Source organism: Rhodoluna sp. (genome assembly GCF_024641065.1).
GTDB lineage: Bacteria > Actinomycetota > Actinomycetes > Actinomycetales > Microbacteriaceae > Rhodoluna.
Window position 1 is genome coordinate 412,164 of sequence record NZ_JAHEDV010000001.1, and the last position, 19,582, is coordinate 431,745.

Annotated in this window: 20 protein-coding genes; 2 read left to right on the plus strand and 18 right to left on the minus strand. The window is 50.8% G+C overall.

Going from position 1 to position 19,582, the window contains the following annotated elements; all coding sequences use genetic code 11:
- Positions 1-474 precede the first annotated feature (474 nt).
- Both Q0L26_RS01945 and Q0L26_RS01950 read left to right on the plus strand, forming a co-directional pair.
- Positions 475-1,503, plus strand: coding sequence for an SHOCT domain-containing protein (locus Q0L26_RS01945; RefSeq protein WP_296646620.1), 1,029 nt, complete (start codon positions 475-477; stop codon positions 1,501-1,503).
- Between the two features lie 41 nt (positions 1,504-1,544).
- Positions 1,545-2,207, plus strand: coding sequence for a hypothetical protein (locus Q0L26_RS01950; protein WP_296646627.1), 663 nt, complete (start codon positions 1,545-1,547; stop codon positions 2,205-2,207).
- A gap of 279 nt (positions 2,208-2,486) precedes the next feature.
- Here the strand turns inward: Q0L26_RS01950 and Q0L26_RS01955 are convergent, their stop codons facing one another.
- From Q0L26_RS01955 to rnc, 18 genes are all read right to left on the minus strand, one after another.
- On the minus strand, positions 2,487-3,827 hold the full coding sequence (locus tag Q0L26_RS01955; protein ID WP_296646631.1) for an AAA family ATPase: 1,341 nt from the start codon (positions 3,825-3,827) through the stop codon (positions 2,487-2,489).
- Between the two features lie 224 nt (positions 3,828-4,051).
- The gene (locus Q0L26_RS07125; protein ID WP_366518382.1) at positions 4,052-4,252 is read right to left on the minus strand and encodes a helix-turn-helix domain-containing protein; all 201 of its coding nucleotides are present in this window, start codon (positions 4,250-4,252) and stop codon (positions 4,052-4,054) included.
- A gap of 198 nt (positions 4,253-4,450) precedes the next feature.
- On the minus strand, positions 4,451-5,272 hold the full coding sequence (locus tag Q0L26_RS01960) for a DNA-processing protein DprA (protein ID WP_296646634.1): 822 nt from the start codon (positions 5,270-5,272) through the stop codon (positions 4,451-4,453).
- A 1-nt stretch (position 5,273) separates the two neighbouring features.
- Positions 5,274-6,857 (minus strand): YifB family Mg chelatase-like AAA ATPase, encoded by a 1,584-nt coding sequence (locus tag Q0L26_RS01965; protein WP_296646636.1) that lies wholly within the window; start codon positions 6,855-6,857, stop codon positions 5,274-5,276.
- On the minus strand, positions 6,857-7,210 hold the full coding sequence (locus tag Q0L26_RS01970; RefSeq protein ID WP_296646639.1) for a YraN family protein: 354 nt from the start codon (positions 7,208-7,210) through the stop codon (positions 6,857-6,859). Before Q0L26_RS01970 ends, Q0L26_RS01965 begins: the two co-directional genes overlap by 1 nt.
- 79 nt (positions 7,211-7,289) lie before the next feature.
- Positions 7,290-7,616 carry a DUF2469 domain-containing protein gene (locus tag Q0L26_RS01975; protein WP_296646642.1) on the minus strand — a complete coding sequence of 109 codons (327 nt, stop codon included), beginning with the start codon at positions 7,614-7,616 and terminating at the stop codon, positions 7,290-7,292.
- A gap of 9 nt (positions 7,617-7,625) precedes the next feature.
- A complete protein-coding gene (locus tag Q0L26_RS01980) occupies positions 7,626-8,324 on the minus strand; it encodes a ribonuclease HII (protein WP_296646646.1) in 699 nt (232 codons plus the stop codon).
- Positions 8,296-8,949: a signal peptidase I gene (gene lepB / locus Q0L26_RS01985; protein ID WP_296646648.1), complete on the minus strand. Its 654-nt coding sequence runs from the start codon at positions 8,947-8,949 to the stop codon at positions 8,296-8,298. The genes Q0L26_RS01980 and lepB overlap by 29 nt, the downstream gene beginning before the upstream one ends.
- Before the next feature lie 112 nt (positions 8,950-9,061).
- Entirely contained in the window at positions 9,062-9,412 is a 351-nt protein-coding gene (rplS, locus tag Q0L26_RS01990; RefSeq protein WP_296646650.1) for a 50S ribosomal protein L19, read from the minus strand.
- Positions 9,413-9,568: 156 nt separating this feature from the next.
- A complete protein-coding gene (gene trmD, locus Q0L26_RS01995; protein WP_296646653.1) occupies positions 9,569-10,255 on the minus strand; it encodes a tRNA (guanosine(37)-N1)-methyltransferase TrmD in 687 nt (228 codons plus the stop codon).
- Between the two features lie 6 nt (positions 10,256-10,261).
- On the minus strand, positions 10,262-10,873 hold the full coding sequence (gene rimM / locus Q0L26_RS02000) for a ribosome maturation factor RimM (RefSeq protein WP_296646656.1): 612 nt from the start codon (positions 10,871-10,873) through the stop codon (positions 10,262-10,264).
- The gene (locus Q0L26_RS02005; RefSeq protein WP_138275562.1) at positions 10,848-11,084 is read right to left on the minus strand and encodes an RNA-binding protein; all 237 of its coding nucleotides are present in this window, start codon (positions 11,082-11,084) and stop codon (positions 10,848-10,850) included. The genes rimM and Q0L26_RS02005 overlap by 26 nt, the downstream gene beginning before the upstream one ends.
- A 3-nt stretch (positions 11,085-11,087) precedes the next feature.
- On the minus strand, positions 11,088-11,609 hold the full coding sequence (gene rpsP, locus Q0L26_RS02010) for a 30S ribosomal protein S16 (protein WP_296646660.1): 522 nt from the start codon (positions 11,607-11,609) through the stop codon (positions 11,088-11,090).
- A gap of 181 nt (positions 11,610-11,790) precedes the next feature.
- Positions 11,791-13,290, minus strand: a complete 1,500-nt coding sequence (gene ffh, locus Q0L26_RS02015) for a signal recognition particle protein (protein ID WP_296646663.1) — start codon at positions 13,288-13,290, stop codon at positions 11,791-11,793.
- A gap of 11 nt (positions 13,291-13,301) precedes the next feature.
- Positions 13,302-14,339: a signal recognition particle-docking protein FtsY gene (ftsY, locus tag Q0L26_RS02020; protein ID WP_296646666.1), complete on the minus strand. Its 1,038-nt coding sequence runs from the start codon at positions 14,337-14,339 to the stop codon at positions 13,302-13,304.
- A gap of 4 nt (positions 14,340-14,343) precedes the next feature.
- On the minus strand, positions 14,344-17,859 hold the full coding sequence (smc, locus tag Q0L26_RS02025) for a chromosome segregation protein SMC (RefSeq protein ID WP_296646669.1): 3,516 nt from the start codon (positions 17,857-17,859) through the stop codon (positions 14,344-14,346).
- Positions 17,860-17,934: 75 nt separating this feature from the next.
- Positions 17,935-18,864, minus strand: a complete 930-nt coding sequence (gene mutM, locus Q0L26_RS02030) for a bifunctional DNA-formamidopyrimidine glycosylase/DNA-(apurinic or apyrimidinic site) lyase (RefSeq protein ID WP_296646672.1) — start codon at positions 18,862-18,864, stop codon at positions 17,935-17,937.
- Entirely contained in the window at positions 18,865-19,566 is a 702-nt protein-coding gene (gene rnc, locus Q0L26_RS02035) for a ribonuclease III (protein WP_296646674.1), read from the minus strand.
- Between the last annotated feature and the right edge of the window lie 16 nt (positions 19,567-19,582).

Here is a 19,582-nt window from a genome sequence, read left to right on the forward strand (position 1 = left end):
CCGCTCATACTCCGACTCAAGCACTGTTAGGGCCTCCATCGGCCTCCTGTGGCTTCTGGATATATCCTGAGCGGAGACCACTGCTTGCATCAGAATCTTCAACTAGGTGCATTGAAACCCAAACCTCGTGTAGAGCTTGCGAATACTCAGGGCCCCTCGTTTTGGCCACCTTGGCTTTGAAATTCTCATAATCCAAGTGTTCAATACCGACGTTTAACCAACTCCGAAAATCTTCCCTACTCACAAATACTCGATAGGGGTAGTCCGCCTTTGGCGACTTCATAATCTCAACATTAGATGTAGCCGCGAGCGCGTCTAGTGCCGCCTTATCGCGTGCCCTTACGACCAGCCCGTCCTTGTTTCGATTTGAAACCGCGCTTACAAACCCGTCTTGCGTGAAAACCCACATACAAACTCTTTCCTCAGGCTCATTTAAACTGTTTTAGAGACGATTTAATTCCTTAAGGGGAGATTATGGACGACAAGGAAGCGGCGAAGGCGGCCAAACGAGAAGCACGTGAAAACGCGGACGCTGCGAGGAAAGCAAAGTATGAAGCTCGACAAGCTGCACTAAAAGAAAAAATAGCTCTCCAAAAAGAGGTTCACAGGGCAAAAATGGCTGAAATCGATGCCAGAAGCAAGGCTGTCGATGAGGAGCTCAAGCGAAAGAATGCGGAAACAGTAAAAAACATAAAAACTGCCGCTAAGAACATGAAAGATGCTGTCGGCGAGTTAAATGTTGCGCTGGAACAAACGGTGCTCGAAACAAGGCAGGAATTTGCGTCGGCAAAGGCACAATCCGACGAAGAATGGAAGAAAATAAAGTCCGATTTTGCGGAGATTGGAAATGACTTCAAAGAAGCCGGCCAAATGATTTCGGACTCTTCAAAAGACTTGCTAATCAAAGGTCCCTTGGGTGAGGAAAAACGTAAAGACATTCGATCGGCTGCTGGCTCGGATAAAAAACTTGAGAAAACTATGCTTAAGGACGCCAAGAAGCTAGAAAAGGCTCGGGTAGAGGCAGAACGGTTGGAAAAGTTCGGCAAACGAATTGCGGACGAGTTCTTCTGGACAAGACGAGTGTGCATTTACGAAAAAGGGTACGTATCCGTCCGGTTTCTAACTGGCGGGCCCAACTTTGACAAGCCCGAAAAGTTGGTCAGCATTAGCTCAAACTCACAGGTATTCAATAAAAACACATCTTCACTTTTCGAAAAACTTCATGGTGACCTGTACCTGACCATTGTCACTGCTAGCGACACATATTCGCTTCGCAACCCTCGACCTGACACTGGCGATGTTCGAAGAATGAACAAGCTAGTCGCCACTGGGCAAGCGGTGATCGGGAGAGATGCACCGCCGCCAAACGCAGATTTGTCGAACAATCCAAGGATTAACACGGAGATTTCGACAGAGCTCAATAAATTGAACGAACTTCACTCGAGCGGAGTACTGACCGATGCGGAATTCACCGCCGCCAAAGCAAAGATTCTTGGTCTATAGCTGAACTTCTGTTAACCTCTGTGTCTGCGAAAGAGGGTTAATTGATACTTAGAAACTTGGTTCCATCTGGTGGGCTCATAGAGTTCAAGGCAAGTTATTCTTTAGCGCAGAACGTCTTAAATGTCTCCTTCTTTGACCCTGCAACTTGGTGCCAGACCCACTCAATTGCATTGAAGTGCAAGAACGCACTAATGGCTGTTAGATGGCTCTACAAAGCAATAGATGCTGTCTTCGATTCCGATGGCTTCACTCCACTTTTGGATGGAAGCTATGCACTAGGGAACGCGGACGGTAACCTCGTTGTACCTATGACCATGACTTTGGCTTCGGAAATCGTACTAACGGACGATGTTTATACAATTTGGTTTTCAGGTGCCTACCCGCCATTCGATACGAGACAGTTTTCTTTGGATTTACTTTCAAATAAAACACCAGTGCTAGCGCCTCCCAAAGGTTTACAGGCAGCGATTGACAAGGCTTTCTCACAAAGTGCTATACCTTGCGATAGCCAGACAGCGTTGTCACTTCTAGAGATCGAATACCACCTCAAACAGGGTGCAGAACCGCAAAAGGCCTCAGCCGTTCGGGCTCTTGTGCAACTTTTCGTTTGTGCAGGACTTGGCACAGAGTTGAAAATAGTTGAAGCGTTGGAGGACCTAGAGCAAGAACTACTGGACTTCTTGAGAAATGACGTCGGAAATTAGGTAAAACTCGAAACGATTTTCGGGTAAGTTCAAATCGCTTCGATGCCATATGTTTGTTGAGTTTGGCTTCAAACCCATTTACAAATGGCTACCATCAGCTTTAACATCATCTGGCAAAATTGGTATCAATTCGTCCCCTGCATGTCTCCACTTCTCCCCCCTCTATAGGAGGGGGAAGAAGCTGCAGAGACTAGGCGGAAAGCCTGAAGCGTTTGCTGGAACCGCTGATTGTTTCAATAATTGCACCCTCTGAAACAAGTGCTGCTCGGGCCGCTGTGATCAACGAATTTGCTCCCGTAACCGCAGCCTCAATTTGACTTGCATGCAATTAGGATTCTTACCCACGAAGTTGCTTACATGGAGTTTCATATTCTCCAAAACGGAGTCAGCCTTGGTTAGACCGGTAAGGGTCAGAGTGATTCCGTCAACTCCCAGAGTTATCGCTTCCTCTGTGTAGCTCACGTCTCTCCCCTCAGCTCTAAATGTCCTAAGCCTGCCAGCTTCACCCTTGCCGATGAACCACGTTGCATCAGGGTGGTCCGCAAGTGTTGACGCACCGCGAGCGCGAGTTCCATCGTGACCTGCATGGACGACGAGCAAATACTCCTCGACGTTTCCTTGTGCAGCAAGCGAGTCTATGAGGAGAAGGAATTCCTTGACTTCCTCGTTTTCTTTAGCATTCTTTCCAGTGAAGGCACTGGAGAAAGGGTCGATTATAAGAACCTCGATATTGTTTTCAAGCAGCTGCGCAACGAAATGCGCACGAGAAGTTGGTGTTCGAAAAGGGTTTGGTAAACCACGCAAATTCCAGACTTTCACGTTGGCGACATTTCGAAGCTCTAATTTTCGTATCCAACGCTTGTACTGTGACGGGCTCAACTCAAAATTTATTATGCCCACATTGCGAGTGACAGGTAGCGTATTGAATTTGCCTAAGAACAGGCCGCCATCAACGAGTGCTTTCAAAACATTGAGAACTAATGTCGTTTTACCTCCCTTGTTGGGTGCAACTATAAAGTTGTTACCACCTTTGACCCATAGTTCCTCAATACGAAATTGCGCCACTTGATCTGGCTCTTGAAGCCAATCTATGACAGACATTGGTTGAGGAATGGCACCCTCACGCCTAAAAGATTCTTCGGCCAATTCGAGTTTCGCTAGTTCATCAGCCTTTATTCGAAGAACCTGCCTAGCGGCGAGCGCGACAATATGGTTTCGCTCGTCTGAAATAGGCTCACTCAGACCCTCCTCAGCTTTAACGAGGTCTCCTAGGTCCACAAGCCAAGAACGTTTCACGGGGGCATTGTTACTTACCCAAGTGATTGCCGCGAGTTCGTTACCGCCACAAAGCATGTCTCGAATGAAATCAAATTTATGTATGGGAAACGCGTCATTTCCTCCCTTGACGAATTGAACTTTGTCTCCTTCTTCATACGTTTTTGGATGGTAAGTTGACTGGATTGTTACTTCTTTCCCCCGAGTTGTTCTGGAGTGTGAGACGACAACAATTCCGTCCACGATTGATTCTCTAGAGTCCCAAACACCTAAATTGCTCAAGATGTCGTCGATGCTGATCTGTTTGGCAGCGTCAAAGTGACTGCCTAAGTTGTTATACGCCATTGCGGCCTCCGAATTTAAAGTGAATAAATTTATGGAGGGCGCTTCTCCGAGGGATCTCCCTGCGCAGTCCGTTGGAATTACCTTCGCCACATAATGTGGCTGCCTTTGCGGTAAGGCATATCTGCTCCCTGTCAGGGTTCGAGCTTGCAGTTAGCTCAGTCTTACGACTACGAAGGTCTGGGCCTGATTTAACAGGTAGTCACCATGTCTTCGCGTTTTGCGAACTAGTCGCGTCTTTTCAATAGCCAATCCTTAAGGTCCGACTCAGAAACTCGAAAGTGTCGTCCGACTCGCAAAGTGTGCGGGCCAGTACCTTCTTTCTTGAAGAGATAGAGAGTGCTGATTGGTACCTTCAACATTTCCGCTATTTCCGTGTAGCTGTAGTGCTTTTCCATGAGACTCCTAGGTTTCGTTCCTAAGTCCATTTTGAAGCAGTTAGAAATGGGTGATTTTTGTATTTGGGGTCCAACTCAGCTATCCCCTTGATATAGAGAGGGATAGTTTGTTTCGAAACTGATTTGGCATTTGAGGGGCGCGTCCTCGGGCTTTAGGCCATGCGCAGATAGTTAGAGACTACGCACCATCTTGCAGAAAAGAGGTTGATGTTCGCCCTAGGCAAAAAACTAGATGAACTGATACAAATCATTATTTTGCTGCAGAAATCGCCATTTGGTAGGTGCCGTGCCTGGTGGCATTTCACTGATGACTAATCCCTCCATAGAAATTCTATGTAGAAGTTCAGAATGAGCCGAGGGATAAAAACGATCAACTCCACCTGCCATTACAGCGATGGTTTTACCTTGCGTTGCTAGAGCAATGCTGTGAGCTCGACCGTCGACTCCAAGTGCGCCGCCTGAAACTACGATGAGGCCCATCGCTGTCGCAGCAGCAACAAACTCGGCGGTCACTTCGCGCCCGTAGGCAGAGATGGCTCGAGAACCAACAACAGCTATGGATGAATTAAGTCGTTCTAGGTTTGCAACTTTTCCCCTGCACCAAAGAACCATTGGAGAATGAACTCCCAGATCGAAAAGCTGAGCCGGCCAAAAGGTAGAGACCGGAGAAACTGTTGAGCCTCCGAGACCCCTGACTAGCTCGAGTGTTGCCGACAACTCCGCAAGCGACTTGCGGCTCCCCCACCGCTCCAGACCATCTGCATACGCTTTTTGAAACTCTTCTTCGCCGATAAATTCGATGTTGGGTTCACAGTTTGGCTCCAACGCTTGGTAAACCTCCTGCGCAGAAGCACCGTTAAGAATAAGCTCTAAGGCCTTATCAGAGCCGAGCGATTGCACTAGAAAACCGGCAAGCCCATCACCGGGCTCACACATAAGACTCCACGCAAGATAAGCAAAATGTTGAGAGAGCCTCTCTGGTTCGACACCGGGGCTAATTCCTTCTAGAAATGAACTAATTTGCTCGGTCGATATCTTCAAGTCAGCCATCTCAAACTCCAACCATCGGAGAATCGCTACCTCTAAGGTATGCCGCCTCAACGATGTGTTCACGCCGGGGTTGGTCGCAACCCGCGAGATCAGCAATTGACCAAGCCAACCTGAGACAACGGTCATAACCGCGCATACTTATTTTGCCCTTGGCAAGTGCTCGATCAATTGGCTGGGTCACTTCGGTAGCCAATCGCAGTTGCTTTCTAAGGTACGAGCCTGGAACCTGCACATTCAAAGACCAAGGTGTCGCACTAAGTCGATCTGCCGCTAGTTCACGGGCACATTGCACCTGCTGTCTGAGCTGTTTTGAGGTCATTTGGTTTTCTTGAGCAGCCTCGAGATCAAGCGCCATTTGGCCGGCATTCGCCGCCGATATGGCCAGACGAATATCTATTCGATCGAGCAAGGGGCCACTGAGCTTATTTGCATATTTTCTCTTAGCTACCTCGCTGCAGGTGCAACCTCGGGCTTGCCCAAAACTTCGGCCGCAGGGGCAAGGATTAGCTGCCAACACCAGTTGAAACTTAGCCGGAAAACGTGCCGTGCCGGCGCTTCGGTTGATTAGCACCTCGCCAGATTCGAGTGGTTGCCGAAGCGCCTCTAAGACGGGTAATTGAAACTCTGGTGCTTCGTCGAGAAAGAGAACCCCATTATTTGCTGTTGATATCAGCCCCGGCCTGGGCAGCCCGACACCGCCACCCACGAGCGAACTCACTGATGCGGAATGGTGAGGTGCTTCGAATGGTGGGCGCTCGACTAAACCATTCAAAGCCACAACTGCCGACCTTCGATGATCAGCTATAGACAAAACAGCGGTAGTTTCGAGAGCCTGGGCCAATGGCAGGTTTGGCAACAATGTTGGTAAACGTTCAGCCAACATGGTTTTTCCGGCGCCAGGCGGGCCAACCATAAGCAGGTGATGGCCACCGGCAGCCGCAACGGTTAGGGCCCTGATCGCATCTGCCTGCCCGAGAATGTCTGAAATATCCAAGTTTTCAAGGTTTGAATTTTCCGCAAGATTTGGCTCCAAAACTGTTGCAGCAATTTGTTCTGGTTCTCTAATTACCAAATTCGCGCCGTGAACATTTGCGACTTCTGCCAGCGAATGAACACCGATAACCTCAATGTCAGACACCAATTTTGCCTCTGCAAGATTGGCTGCGGGCACTATGGCTCGAGAGAACCCGAGCGACTTGGCAGACAAAAGCGAGGGCAAGACTCCAGCCACCGATCGAACCGAGCCATCGAGCCCAAGTTCACCAAGGTGAATGAAATTTCGAACAGAATGATGGCTGATCTCGCTCGTAGCAGCCAAAATCGCCACCGCAATCGATAAGTCAAAGCTTGCGCCTTGTTTAGGAACCGATGCTGGAGACAAATTCACTGTCACTCTTCGAGCGGGCATTTTCAAACTACTGTTTTGAATCGCTGCCCGAACGCGGTCTTTAGATTCACTCAGGCTTGCATCGGGAAGCCCGACCAGAACAAAACTTGGCAAATTGCTCGAAATTTCAGCTTCTATTTCAATTAGGGTTCCAGCCAGACCAAGCAGACTAATCGCGAAACTCTTGGCAACGCTCATTAGTAAACCTGCTTTAGATGTTCAATTGAAACTCTGCCGTGTGAAACCCAAACTGCGATGGCGTCCAGGCGAACATTCACTCCAGAAATCTCGTGAGTCGCACACCATTGAGCAACTAACCTGCGCATACGCGAGACTTTCTGAGGATTAATCGCCTCAAAGGGGTGGCCATAACCAGAACCACTTCGTGTTTTTACCTCGACAAAAACTAGCCGATTTGCATCTTGGGCAACTAAATCAATTTCACCAACCGAACACCGCCAGTTTCGCTCAACGATTTGATAACCCCGATCATGCAGGTAGTCAGCGGCCCGATCTTCTCCGTATTTGCCTAAGGCTTGATTTGAAATCATCAAGCCAGCATTTCTTGCTTAAAGCCAAAATGAGCGCCTGCGCGCTCATCTGTGGAGAAAATCAAACGGAATGAAGCTGTTAGTTTTCGCCGGCAGCAAATTCTTTCGGAAGGTTGAACGCGGCACCGGTCAACTCTTCTACGTTGACGTCTTTAAAAGTGAGAACTCGCACATTCTTTACAAAACGGTCGGTGCGGTAGATGTCCCAGACCCAAACGTCTTTCATTGCCAACTCAAAATAAAAATCGTTTCCGGCGTCGACACGCTTTAAATCAACCTCGTTGGCTAAGTAAAAACGTCGTTCGGTCTCGATCACATACTTGAACGTGCCGACAACGTCACGATATTCGCGATAGAGCGCAAGCTCAGCCTCGCGGTCGTAGTCCTCGATCTCGTTCTCATCCATGGCTTAAGTCTAAATGCCTTCGAGAGTTGAGTTTTCAGCCAGAATTTTGGTGAGCCAAGTTACGCGATGTTCACTGCTTGGCCCATGTTCGTGAATGGCACGGATGTGGGCCTCTGAGGCATAACCCTTGTGACCATCAAAGCCATAAGCCTTGTGCTGGGTAGCCAGATGAATCATCAAGTTATCGCGTTTGACCTTTGAGATCACCGAAGCGGCAGCAACCGAAACACAGTCGCGGTCAGCTTTGGTCTTCACCATCACCGGTATTCCCATTGCCTTCTCACCAAGCCAATTATGAGAACCATCAAGGATAATTACCGCGCCAGCTTGGGCAATCGATTGGCGCAATGGTGAATCTTCGAGCAACACACGAAGAGCTTCAGCGCCGGCGGCGGCTAGGGCAGCCACGATTCCGTCGCTATCGATTCTTTGAGCTGAAACCATGCCGACAGCTGAGGCTTCGACCCAATCAGACACCGGAGCAAGCAATTCGTTGCGAACTTTTTCACTGATTAATTTGGAGTCGCAAAGTTTTTCGGGCCAGGGTTGCGAATTGGCCTTGCCATCGCGATCAATAAGTGCAACGCCAACTGCAACTGGGCCAGCTATCGCGCCGCGGCCAACTTCATCCATGCCGATAACAAACCTATGGCCAGCTGCCCACAGCTCGCGCTCTAAGTTAAGGCTTGGGTACGTCTTTGAAGACATCTGCGTGGTTGTCTAGAAATTTCCAGTGGGCCGAAGGCCAGCTAACCACTAGGGCACGGCCTACAACAAAGCCTTCGCCAACAAAACCTTTGCTTGGCAGATCTTCGTGAAAGCGCGAATCTTGGCTGTTCTCGCGGTTGTCACCCATCACCCAGATAGAACCCTCAGGCACAACAACATCAAAGTCAATGCTCGAAGGCGGCACGTCGCTGCCCAGGTAAGTTTCGTCAATGGAAACCCCATTGATCATGAGGTTGCCGTTTGCATCGCAGCATTGAACGTGGTCTCCGGCAACACCAATGACGCGCTTTACCAGGTGCTGGCTACTGTCTGGGGCAGCCAAGCCAAAGGCAGATAAGAACCACTCAACACTCGCTTCAATTGGGTTCTTTTCTTCGGTAACCACTGGGCCTAGCCAGCCGCCGGGATCTTTAAAGACCACAATGTCGCCACGTTGAATTGGCATTAGGTCGGGAGTTAATTCATTCACGATGATGCGGTCATCGATCTGAAGGGTTTCGAGCATTGAGCCCGATGGAATGAAGAATGACCTCAGCAAGAAAGTCTTGATTAACAGAGAAAGCACCAACGCAGTTCCGACAATTGCAACTAGATCAAAAATCAAAGAGACGAAAACGTTTCTTCTAAATTTTTTGAACTTGCCGTTGCCGGAAGTGCGTGGTGCTTTGCTTTGCGGGCTTATTAAAGACCCGAGGTTCTTCATGCTGTTAGGCGATTTAGATGTTGTCGCGCTTTTCGGCGATCTTCGCCTTCTTGCCGCGAAGGTCGCGCAAGAAGTAAAGCTTTGCACGGCGAACGTCACCGCGGGTAACAACTTCGATCTTCTCGATCACTGGTGAGTGAACCGGGAAGGTACGCTCAACGCCAACCTGGAAAGAAACTTTACGAACGGTAAAAGTCTCGCGAACTGACTCGCCTGAACGACGAATTACGATGCCCTGGAAAACCTGAACACGGCTGCGGTTACCTTCGATGATGTTTACGTGAACCTTTACGGTGTCACCAACACGAAACTCTGGGATGTCTGAACGCAGTGATGCTGCGTCTACTGAATCAAGAATGTGCATTTTGAATCACTCTCTGTCACTGCACGCAGGTCAACAACGGTTAGTTATAAGTTGAATGTTGTCTTTATTGCCAGACTCCCCTGCGGCAGAGTAACTAGTGGCGAACAACAGTCTCTAGTTTAGCCAAGAAAACTGAGATTCAGCAACGGTTGGCGCTTATTCGCCAAGCAGGTCGGGGCGCACTTTCTTAGTGCGCTCAATTTGCTGCTCTTTGCGCCAAGCTGCAATGGCTGCATGGTTGCCGCTGGTTAGAACCTCGGGCACATCCATGCCTCGCCAATTAGCCGGTTTGGTATAGCTCGGGTATTCAAGCAAGCCGTCAGAGTGCGATTCTTCAACCAGGCTTTCGGCGTTGCCAATAACCCCTGGGATGAGCCTCACGATGGCCTCGGTCATTGCAATTGCAGCAACTTCACCGCCGTTCAGCACATAGTCGCCAAGGCTGATAAGTCTCACACGCGCTTTGGTCGCGGCGTATTCAACTACACGCTGATCAATGCCCTCGTAGCGGCCACAGGCGAACACAATGTGGTCTTCTTTAGCCAGCTCATAGGCAGTTGCCTGTTTGAATTGCTCACCAGCTGGCGAAGTAAAAATGACGGTGCAATTGCCGTCTTCAGGCAAAATCGCATCAAGCGCTTCGCCCCAAGGTTCTGGTTTCATCAACATGCCAGCACCGCCACCATATGGGCTGTCGTCTACGGTCTTGTGCTTGTCGTGAGTGTAATCACGAAGGTCGTGCGCCTCAAAGTTGATTAGGTTCTTTTCGCGGGCCTTGCCCAAAAGCGAAAGATCAAGCGCCTTGAAGTAGTCAGGAAAAATCGTGACAGCGTCGATACGCATTTTCGATTACTCCGACTCTTGTGCCTGGTCTGAGTCGACGGCAGGTTCGTCTTCTGAGTCTTCGTCGGCGATTTCTTCAAAAAGACCGCCAGGAGGCGTGATTTGAACTTCACCCTTCACAACATCAACCGATGGAGCAAACGCCTTGATAAAAGGCAAAAGCACCTCGCCCGTTGCAGTTTTGATTGCCAAACAGTCTTGAGCTGGCAGGTGGTCAACGCGAACCACTTTGCCAATTTCTTGGCCGTCGCGAATAACCTTTAGACCAATGAGCTGGTGGTCATACCAAGCATCAGGCTCTTCAGGTAGTACCTCAGTGTCGGCGTTCACCAAAAGAATCGCCTTGATGAGGGTTTCGGCTAAGTTTCGGTCTTCTACATCTTCAAGAAACAGAACCGGAGCCTGGTTGTAGTAACGGAGTTCTTTTACGGTTACGGTTTTGCCGAACCAAGGTGAAGAATCAGGAACCTGAAGGTCTAGAACTGCTCCGGGCGCAAAGCGAACATCCGGGCTGTCTGTATATAACTCGAGTTTGAAAGCACCCTTTAGGCCATGGGCCTTTACCAGGCGACCAACTCGGAGCGTTGTCTTGTTAGAAATCGGTGTCCACCACGTCAACGCGGACTTTTTTGCCATCGGCTAGGGCGTTCACAAGTGTGCGAAGCGCCTTGGCGGTGCGGCCGTTGCGCCCGATCACTCTACCCAGGTCATCTGGGTGCACGTGAACCTCAAGCAAGTCTCCTCGCGAGGTTGAGCGTGCAGTCACGGTGGCATCGTCAGGATTGTCGACGATGCCTTTGACTAGGTGTTCGAGCGCAGCGGCTAGCACTTATTAAGCCTCTTCGTTTACAGCAGCTTCTTCAGCAGCAGGAGCCTCTACGGTCTCTTCTGCGGCATCAGCAACTGCGTCTTCGATTGACTGAACTGCTTCTTCAGCTGCGTCTGCAGCCTCAGCGATAACCTCTTCAGCAGCAACTTCTGCTACAACTGGGGCAACCTTGATTTCAGCCTTTGGACGAAGAACGGTCTTCTTGGCGCCATCAACAACGAACTCAGCCTTAGCAGCCTTTACCTGAACGGTGTTCTTTGCTGACTTGTCACCCTTTGAAGCCTGTAGGTCACCGGTCAACTTTAGAAGTACAGCTACCTGCTCGGTTGGCTGTGCGCCAACACTTAGCCAGTACTGTGCACGCTCTGAGTTGACCTCAATTAGTGAAGGGTTCTCGGTCGGAATGTAACGACCAATTTCTTCGATAGCACGGCCATCACGCTTGGTGCGTGAGTCTGCTACAACGATGCGGTAGTGAGGCGCGCGGATCTTGCCCATGCGCTTCAAACGAATTTTTACAGCCACGATTGCTCCTGATTTTTCATGTTGGTGCGAACGTTCAACCGTGAGCGTGGGGGCACACTCGGTGAAAAAGCTCTATGGGTTGTCGTTGCGTTTGGTTAGAGGGTCAAACGGCGACAACCGCTCTATTCTGCCAGAAAACTAGGCTTACCGCTAGTTCATCGGCCTTAGATTCTTGGATACTTTAGATTCCGAACGCCGAACCGCTGCCGGTTGACCCGGCAGAATTTGGATTCTGACCAAGGGCGCGGGCTGCCTCTTCGGCAGCTCGCTTCGCCGGGTTACCTGACTTTGAGCCCTTTTTCTTGTCTTTACCCTTAGATTTACCGCCGCCGAATGAGCCCATCCCGGGCATTGCCGGCATGCCCGGCACCTGCGGAACACCGCCCTTAGCTACAGTTTTCATCATTTTGGCAGCTTGTTCAAAGCGGTTGACCAGCGAGTTGACGTCAGTTACGGTCATGCCCGAGCCCTTGGCAATTCGAGCACGGCGCGAACCATTGAGAATTTTTGGTTGGCGGCGCTCAGCCGGAGTCATTGATCGAATGATCGCCTCGGTGCGGTCAATCTCACGTTCATCAAAGTTGTCGAGCTGTGCCCGCATCTGCCCGGCACCAGGCATCATGGCCAGCATGCTCTTCAGCGAGCCCATTTTTCGCAGCTGCTGCATTTGATCCATGAAATCTTCAAGGGTAAAACTGTCTTTCGCGATTTTTTCTGCCATCGCGCGAGCTTCAGCTTCATCGAAGTTTTTCTGGGTCTGTTCAATCAGGGTGAGAATGTCACCCATGTCAAGAATTCGACTCGCCATGCGGTCTGGATAGAACGGCTCAAAAGCATCCATGCCTTCGCCATTCGAAGCAAACACAATTGGCTTACCGGTAACCGAGGCCACCGAAAGCGCTGCACCACCGCGAGCGTCACCGTCAAGCTTGGTCAGCACGACACCGGTGATTCCCACACCTTCGTCAAAAGCCTTAGCCACATTAACGGCGTCTTGGCCAAGCATTGAGTCGACAACGAAAAGAACTTCGTCTGGGTCAACTGCCTTGCGGATGTCAATTGCCTGCTGCATCAACTCTTCGTCGACACCGAGACGGCCGGCTGTGTCAACAATGACGACGCTGAACATCTTCTTTTCGGCGTGCTTGATAGCCTCTTTGGCTACCTTCACCGGGTTGCCCACACCATTGCCAGGTTCTGGGGCGAACACCGGCACACCGACTCGTTCACCAACCACCTGAAGCTGGTTCACAGCATTCGGGCGTTGGAGGTCAGCAGCTACCAAAACTGGTGTTTGCCCCTGATCTTTCAACCATTTGGCTAGTTTTCCGGCGAGTGTGGTTTTACCCGCACCTTGCAAACCGGCAAGCATAAGCACTGTTGGTGGCTTCTTTGCAAACGAAAGTTTCTTTTGCTCGCCGCCCAAAATAGTGACCAACTCTTCGTTGACAATTTGAACAACCTGCTGGGCTGGGTTCAGCGCTTTTGAAACTTCGTCGCCCAGTGCACGGTCGCGAACGGCACCAGTGAAAGTCTTGACAACGTCTAGAGCAACATCGGCTTCAAGCAGAGCGCGGCGAATTTCGCGGAGCGTCGCGTCAATGTCGGCAGCGCTGAGCTTGCCCTTCGAGCGAAGGTTTTTGAAAGTATCAATCAGGCGATCTGAGAGGTTACCGAACAAGTTGGTTTCTCCTAACTAACTAGCCCGCGAGCGAACTCTTGTGCATCGAAAAATGCGAAATCGTTTATGCCTTCGCCCACACCAACGAGCTTTACCGGAATACCGAGTTCCTTTTGAATAGCAAAGACAATGCCACCCTTGGCGGTTCCATCTAACTTGGTAAGCACAACGCCGGTCACCTTGGCAACCTCAGCGAAGGCCTTGGCCTGGGCTAGACCGTTTTGGCCAGTGGTTGCATCGAGAACCAGGAGCACTTCTGAGATTTCGGCTTGCTTTTCGATTACTCGACGAATCTTGTCAAGCTCGCCCATCAGGTCAATCTTGTTCTGTAGGCGCCCAGCGGTGTCAATAATCACGATGTCGGCATCAGCTTTAATTGCAGCTTCAACCGATTCAAACGCCACGGATGCTGGGTCTTGCCCCTCTTGCTTTGGGCGAACCAGGGTTGCACCAGCACGCTCGGCCCAAGTGGCAACCTGGTCAACTGCTGCCGCTCTAAAGGTGTCGGCTGCGCCGATAAACACCTTCCAGTCCCCTTCGGTTAGCCAGTTTGCTAGCTTTCCAATGGTGGTGGTTTTTCCGACACCGTTCACACCGACAACAAGAAAAACATAGGGCAATTTACCGGCCGAAAGATTCAGTGCTTTGTCGCTGCGCTCGAGAGACTCTGCCAAAACGGTCGCCAAAACTTCTTTGAGTTGGTTCTCGCTTTCAGCTCCAGCCTTTTTGGCACGAAGTTTCACCTCGTCGACAATCGCGACTGATGCATCGAGACCGAAGTCAGCTTGAATCAAGATATCTTCAAGATCATCCAAGTTTTCTGGGTCAAATTTAATTCGACTGAAGAGGCTGCGAATGCCCTTTTTGGCGCTTCGCTTAGGCAGTTCTACAGCTACAAGTGCTTCACTGATCACTGGAGCCAAAACCTCATCGACCGCGGGAATTTCGACAACCGGCTCGATTACCTGTTCAATCAGTACTTCAGCAATCGGTTCGACAACGGGTGCGACTTCTTCGTTGCGCTTTTTCTTCCAGAACATCAAAGCCATGAGTTTAGGCCTTGTCTAGCAGTCGCTGACCAACTACGGCCGAAACGCCATCTTGACGCATCGAGACTCCATAGAGTGCGTCAGCAATCTCCATGGTGCGCTTTTGGTGAGTGATGATGATGAGCTGCGAATTCGAACGCAGGTCTTCAAAAATCTGAAGCAAACGACCAAGGTTTGCATCGTCAAGAGCAGCCTCAACCTCATCCATGACATAGAACGGTGAAGGGCGCGCTTTGAAGATAGCCACCATCAAAGCAACTGCAGCCAACGAACGCTCACCACCAGAAAGCAGCGACAAACGTTCAATGCGCTTACCGGCCGGCTTCACCGTAACTTCGAGACCAGTGGTCAGCATGTCATCTGGATTAGTCAAGAAAATTGAGCCAGTACCGCCTGGGAACAGGGTTGGGAACACCTGCTCAAAAGCCTTGCGTGTGTCTTCAAACGCATCGGCAAAGATAACCTGCATCTTGGTGTCGAGGTCTTCGATGATCTGCAGAAGGTCTTTGCGGGTTTGAGTTAGGTCGGCAAGTTGCTCGGTCAAGAACTTGTGTCGCTGTTCGAGAGCGGCAAACTCTTCGAGAGCAAGAGGGTTTACCCGGCCAAGTTTTTCAAAAAGGCGCTCGGCATCGCGAAGGCGTTTTTGCTGTTCTTCACGGATGAACGGCTTGGTGCCGCCCTCAGCTTCTTCATCTGGAATTCCCAGCTCTGGAGAATACTCTTCGAGAAGCACAGCCTGCTCAAGGCCAAGTTCATCGTTTGCGCGCGAAACCAAGTTCGCGAGGGTCAAACGCTTTTCGTGGTTTGCAAGTTCCATGTCGTGAACGTTTTGGGTGAGGCTAGCGAGCTTCATCTGAATCTCGGCAGTTTCACCGCGAAGCTTCACCAACTCAGCGTTCTGGTTGGCTCGTGCGGTTTCAAGCTCGTGCAGGCGCACCTTTGCCAGCGAGGCGCTATTTGCCACTGCATCCATCAAAACAGGAAGGGCATCGAGAACTTGCTGCGCTGAATCAAGTTGCGCTTTTCGAGCTGCTGCAGCCGCTTTTGATTTTTCGATTGCAACCTTGGCTTCGGCTACCTGTGCTCGTAGTGACTCAGAGCGTTGCTTCTCAACGCGAACACGCTCAACGGCGGCGCCAAGATCAACACGAACTTCTAGCTCACGTTGACGTTCTTGCTCGAGATTCTCAGCGAGCGTTTGACGGTTGGCCAGATCAAGTGCCGGTCGCTCTTGAGCTGCAAACGAATCATGTGCGGCAATTGATTCGGTCAGCTTTGACTCAGCGTCTGAAATTCCAGTTGCTGCAGCTTTCGCTACCTGGCTAAGTCGTTCAATTTCTGCTTCTGAGGCTTCAACCTGAACGCGAAGGCGACCAAGTTTTTCTGCATTTGAAGCCAAGTTTTGGTCATGCTCTTTGAGTGCAGCTAGGGCATCCTTGGCACTTGCCTTGGCCGCCTCTTCGGTTGCTCGAGCTTGAGTTAGCTCGGAACGAGACTTTTCGATTGCTTCTGTGACTTCAGCTAGGCGAACTTCTGCAGAGTCACGCTCGGCAACAAGCTCGAGCTTTGAAGGCTTATTTGATGAACCGCCACGGATAACCGATTCAGTCAATACGTCGCCGTCGAGGGTGATCAGAGTAAGTTTTAGAGCATCTTGGTTCGATGCATAAAGCGACTTGGCAGCATTGATGTCATCGACGACAACAATGTTGGCCAACAGGCTAATGATTCCCGCAGGAGCCTCAACGACATCAGCTGCAGAGCGTGCGCCAGCTACATTGGCAACAGCTGAGGCAGCGCCCTTGAGATCAATGTCAGCGACAATCAGTTCAACACGACCACCCTGGGTCGATTTGAGGTGCTCAACTGCAGCGAGTCCGGCTTCTCGGGTGTCGGCAACCAGAGCATCAGCCAACGGGCCAAGTGCGGCGGCAATCGCAGCTTCGAAACCCTTTTGAATTTTCATGTGGGTTGCAACTAGGCCACGGATGCCGCGAAGACCGGCCGAAGCTAGCTCGGTTGCGCCATCTTTTTGCTCAAGCATTAGGTTCAAAGCTGATCGCTTCGCCGACAAAGAATCGCGTTCACGCTCGGCTTGGTGCAGTTCTTCTCGAAGACTTTCAATTTGCGCTTGTGACTCCGAAACAGCTTTTTGAGCGGCTTCATAGGCAGCCTCGAGGCCGTTGTCATTTGGTGACTGTTGGTTTTGAAGTTGTGCTTCTAGCGACTCGTACTCAGACTTACGTTGGGCGTGACGCTCGCGGGCTTCATCCAAGGCACCCTCGTGACGAACCACCTCGGCGCGCAAGCTGGCAAGCTTTGACTCGGCAACATTGGCATCGTTGGCAAGTCGAGCCTTGTCTAGGTCAAACTTTGAAATCAGTGCGTTCTGCTCGGCAACCTCGTTGTCAAACTTTTCAAGCACATCGCGGGCTTCGCTTCGAGCTTGTTCAGCCTCGTGCAACGCACGCTTTAGGGTCTCAACGTTATTTGCGAGTTCAGCAGCGGAAAGTTCAGCTGCTTGGCCTTCGGCCTCGAGCGCAGCTGGATCAATTTGAGAACCAGACACTTCAGCCTGTGAACCGAGCAATGCAACCTTTTGATTGGCAATTGATAGCAACGAACGCAGACGCTCCGAGAGCGAGTCAAACTGATAGGCCAAGTTACGAGCTTGGTCTAGCTCGGTAGAAACCTGTGCAGCTTCAAGCTGGCTAAGTCGAGCAGTGTTCTCAGCAAGAAGAGTTTGCAGGAGGTTGCGTTCGCCGCGACGATCAGCCTCGCTCTTTGCCGTTTCTTCAAGCGCCTTGTGCAGTTCGGTAATGTCGGCTGCCAAAATTCGAGCTTTGGCGTCACGAACCACAGATGCAATTCCCTGTGCCTCGCGAGCGACTTCGGCCTGCTGACCCAGGGGTTTCAGTTGGCGTCGAACTTCGCCAGCAAGGTCGTTTAGGCGAGTGAGGTTGGCTTGCATTGCCTCGAGCTTGCGCTGAGTCTTTTCTTTGCGACGGCGGTGCTTGAGAATACCGGCAGCTTCTTCGATGAAACCGCGACGTTCTTCAGGGGTTGCACGCAACACTGAATCGAGCTGCCCCTGGCCAACAATTACGTGCATCTCGCGACCAAGACCTGAGTCGCTCAGCAGCTCTTGAACATCAAGCAATCGACATGCGTCGCCATTGATTGCGTATTCACTGCCACCGTTACGGAACAGTGTTCGCGAAATGGTTACTTCGGTGTAGTCGATCGGCAATGCGCCATCAGCATTATCAATGGTAAGAATTACTTCGGCGCGACCAAGCGGACCTTTAGTGCTGGTGCCCGCAAAAATAACGTCTTCCATCTTGCCGCCGCGAAGGCTCTTGGCACCTTGCTCACCCATAACCCAGGCCAGCGCGTCAACTACGTTTGATTTACCGGAACCATTAGGGCCAACAACTGCGGTTACCCCAGGCTCGAACGCGAAAGTTGTTGGTTGAGCGAAAGACTTAAAGCCTTTGAGGGTCAAACTCTTTAGATACAAGCGTTCTCCCGCCCCTCTTCAATTCGCTCGGATGCATTCCCAATGAAATGCCTAAAAGTCAAAAATACCCCACTTTTAGCGGAGTTTTTGGCACTTTGGGCAGAAGTGCGAACCACGGTTCATCCATGATTCGCGCTTGATCTCGGTTGAGCAGCGTTTGCAAGCTGTGCCGGTCATGCCATAGGCATTTAGCGAAACGGCAAAATAACCGCTCTCGCCATTTACGTTCTTGTATTGCTCGTCGAAACTGGTGCCACCCTGAAGCACAGCCTTAGACAAAATTTCTTTGACATTTGACAACAACTCGCGCATTTTTGCATTGCCGATACTGTCGGCCGGTTGGTCGTAGTGCAGCTTCGATGCCCAAAGAGCTTCATCGGCATAGATGTTTCCGATTCCGCTGATTGTCTGCTGGTCTAGCAACACTCGCTTGATTCCAGAGTGCTTTTTTGCAACCTTTGCCAAAACGGTAGTTTCACTGAAGTTTGGGTCAAGCGGGTCTCGACTGATGTGTGCCGCCGATGCCGGAATCAGGTTCTGCCACCAGGTTCCCTCAGCCACGCCATCGCTAAATCCTCCGGCAAGCGAATCGTTGGTTTCGACCAATTCATCGATGGCTAGCGAACCAAATAGACGTTGATCAATGAAGCGAAATTCAAATGGCTGACCATCGTCTGAGCGCACATGGATGATGGCTCGAGTGAGCTTGTCTTCGGTAAAAGCGGGGGTTCGAAGCAACATCTGACCACTCATGCCGAGGTGCCCAACAAGTGCTAGTCGGTGACTGGTCGCCGTGGCCGGTTCAATCGGCATCCATAGAAACTTGCCCCGCCTTGCCACACCTAAAATTTTGCTGCCGACGAGAGTTTGGCGAAAGTCTTCAACACCACCCGGATGCCGCTTGAATGAACGCGTGTCAAAAACATCTAGCGATTCAACAATTGCTCCGGTCAGTGCAGGAGCAAGCCCTGCGCGAACGGTTTCGACTTCTGGAAGCTCAGGCAATTATTTTGCCTTTTTACGCTTGGGAAGAGTTAGCTCGGTATTCGCGAGTGCCGAAATTGCAGCTTCGGTTTCTGCAAGTTTCTTACTGCGCCCTGTGCCTTTGCCAATCAATTTACCTTCGTAGGTAAGAGTGGCAGAAAATTCAATCGCGTGATCTGGGCCCTGACGTTCAATCTCATAGGGTGGCTGGTCAATTCCGGCCGCTTGAAACATTTTGTGTAGCTGAGCCTTCGGATCGGCATTTCTCAGCAGGCCTTCAACGTCAGACAGCAGCGGGAACACCCAGCGAGCCACAAATTCTGCAGCTTCGTCGATTCCGTTTGAAATGTAGATGGCACCCAGAACCGCTTCGAAGGCGTCAGCCAGCAGGTTCATGGTGGTTCGACCACCATCTTTTTCGGCGCTCTTGCCAAGTCGAAGGTAGTTGCCCAACCCGATTTCGGTAGCCAAGGATGCCAGTGCCCGGGCTGAAACAACCGCGTGCTTAACGGTGCTTAGGTCAGCTTCAGAAAGGTCGGTGAGGGTTTCATAAATATGTGCGGTTACAACAAAACCCAGCACCGAGTCGCCTAGAAACTCTAGACGTTCGTTGCTGGGTAGGTTGCCATGTTCATATGAATATGAACGGTGAGTCAATGCGAGCTCGAGCAACTGAGGCTCGATTTCAACGCCTAAGCGATTGCATAGAACGTTGAGGTTCATCGCGTGACTTTAAGTC

Excerpts from the sequence above, each read along its gene's own strand:
- Q0L26_RS01945 (WP_296646620.1), top strand. The coding sequence starts at position 475 with ATGGACGACAAGGAAGCGGCGAAGGCGGCCAAACGAGAAGCACGTGAA.
- Q0L26_RS01955 (WP_296646631.1), bottom strand. The coding sequence starts at position 3,827 with ATGGCGTATAACAACTTAGGCAGTCACTTTGACGCTGCCAAACAGATC.
- Q0L26_RS07125 (WP_366518382.1), bottom strand. The coding sequence starts at position 4,252 with ATGGACTTAGGAACGAAACCTAGGAGTCTCATGGAAAAGCACTACAGC.
- Q0L26_RS01960 (WP_296646634.1), bottom strand. The coding sequence starts at position 5,272 with ATGGCTGACTTGAAGATATCGACCGAGCAAATTAGTTCATTTCTAGAA.
- Q0L26_RS01965 (WP_296646636.1), bottom strand. The coding sequence starts at position 6,857 with ATGAGCGTTGCCAAGAGTTTCGCGATTAGTCTGCTTGGTCTGGCTGGA.
- Q0L26_RS01970 (WP_296646639.1), bottom strand. The coding sequence starts at position 7,210 with ATGATTTCAAATCAAGCCTTAGGCAAATACGGAGAAGATCGGGCCGCT.
- Q0L26_RS01975 (WP_296646642.1), bottom strand. The coding sequence starts at position 7,616 with ATGGATGAGAACGAGATCGAGGACTACGACCGCGAGGCTGAGCTTGCG.
- Q0L26_RS01980 (WP_296646646.1), bottom strand. The coding sequence starts at position 8,324 with ATGTCTTCAAAGACGTACCCAAGCCTTAACTTAGAGCGCGAGCTGTGG.
- rplS (WP_296646650.1), bottom strand. The coding sequence starts at position 9,412 with ATGCACATTCTTGATTCAGTAGACGCAGCATCACTGCGTTCAGACATC.
- trmD (WP_296646653.1), bottom strand. The coding sequence starts at position 10,255 with ATGCGTATCGACGCTGTCACGATTTTTCCTGACTACTTCAAGGCGCTT.
- ftsY (WP_296646666.1), bottom strand. The coding sequence starts at position 14,339 with ATGGCTTTGATGTTCTGGAAGAAAAAGCGCAACGAAGAAGTCGCACCC.
- rnc (WP_296646674.1), bottom strand. The coding sequence starts at position 19,566 with ATGAACCTCAACGTTCTATGCAATCGCTTAGGCGTTGAAATCGAGCCT.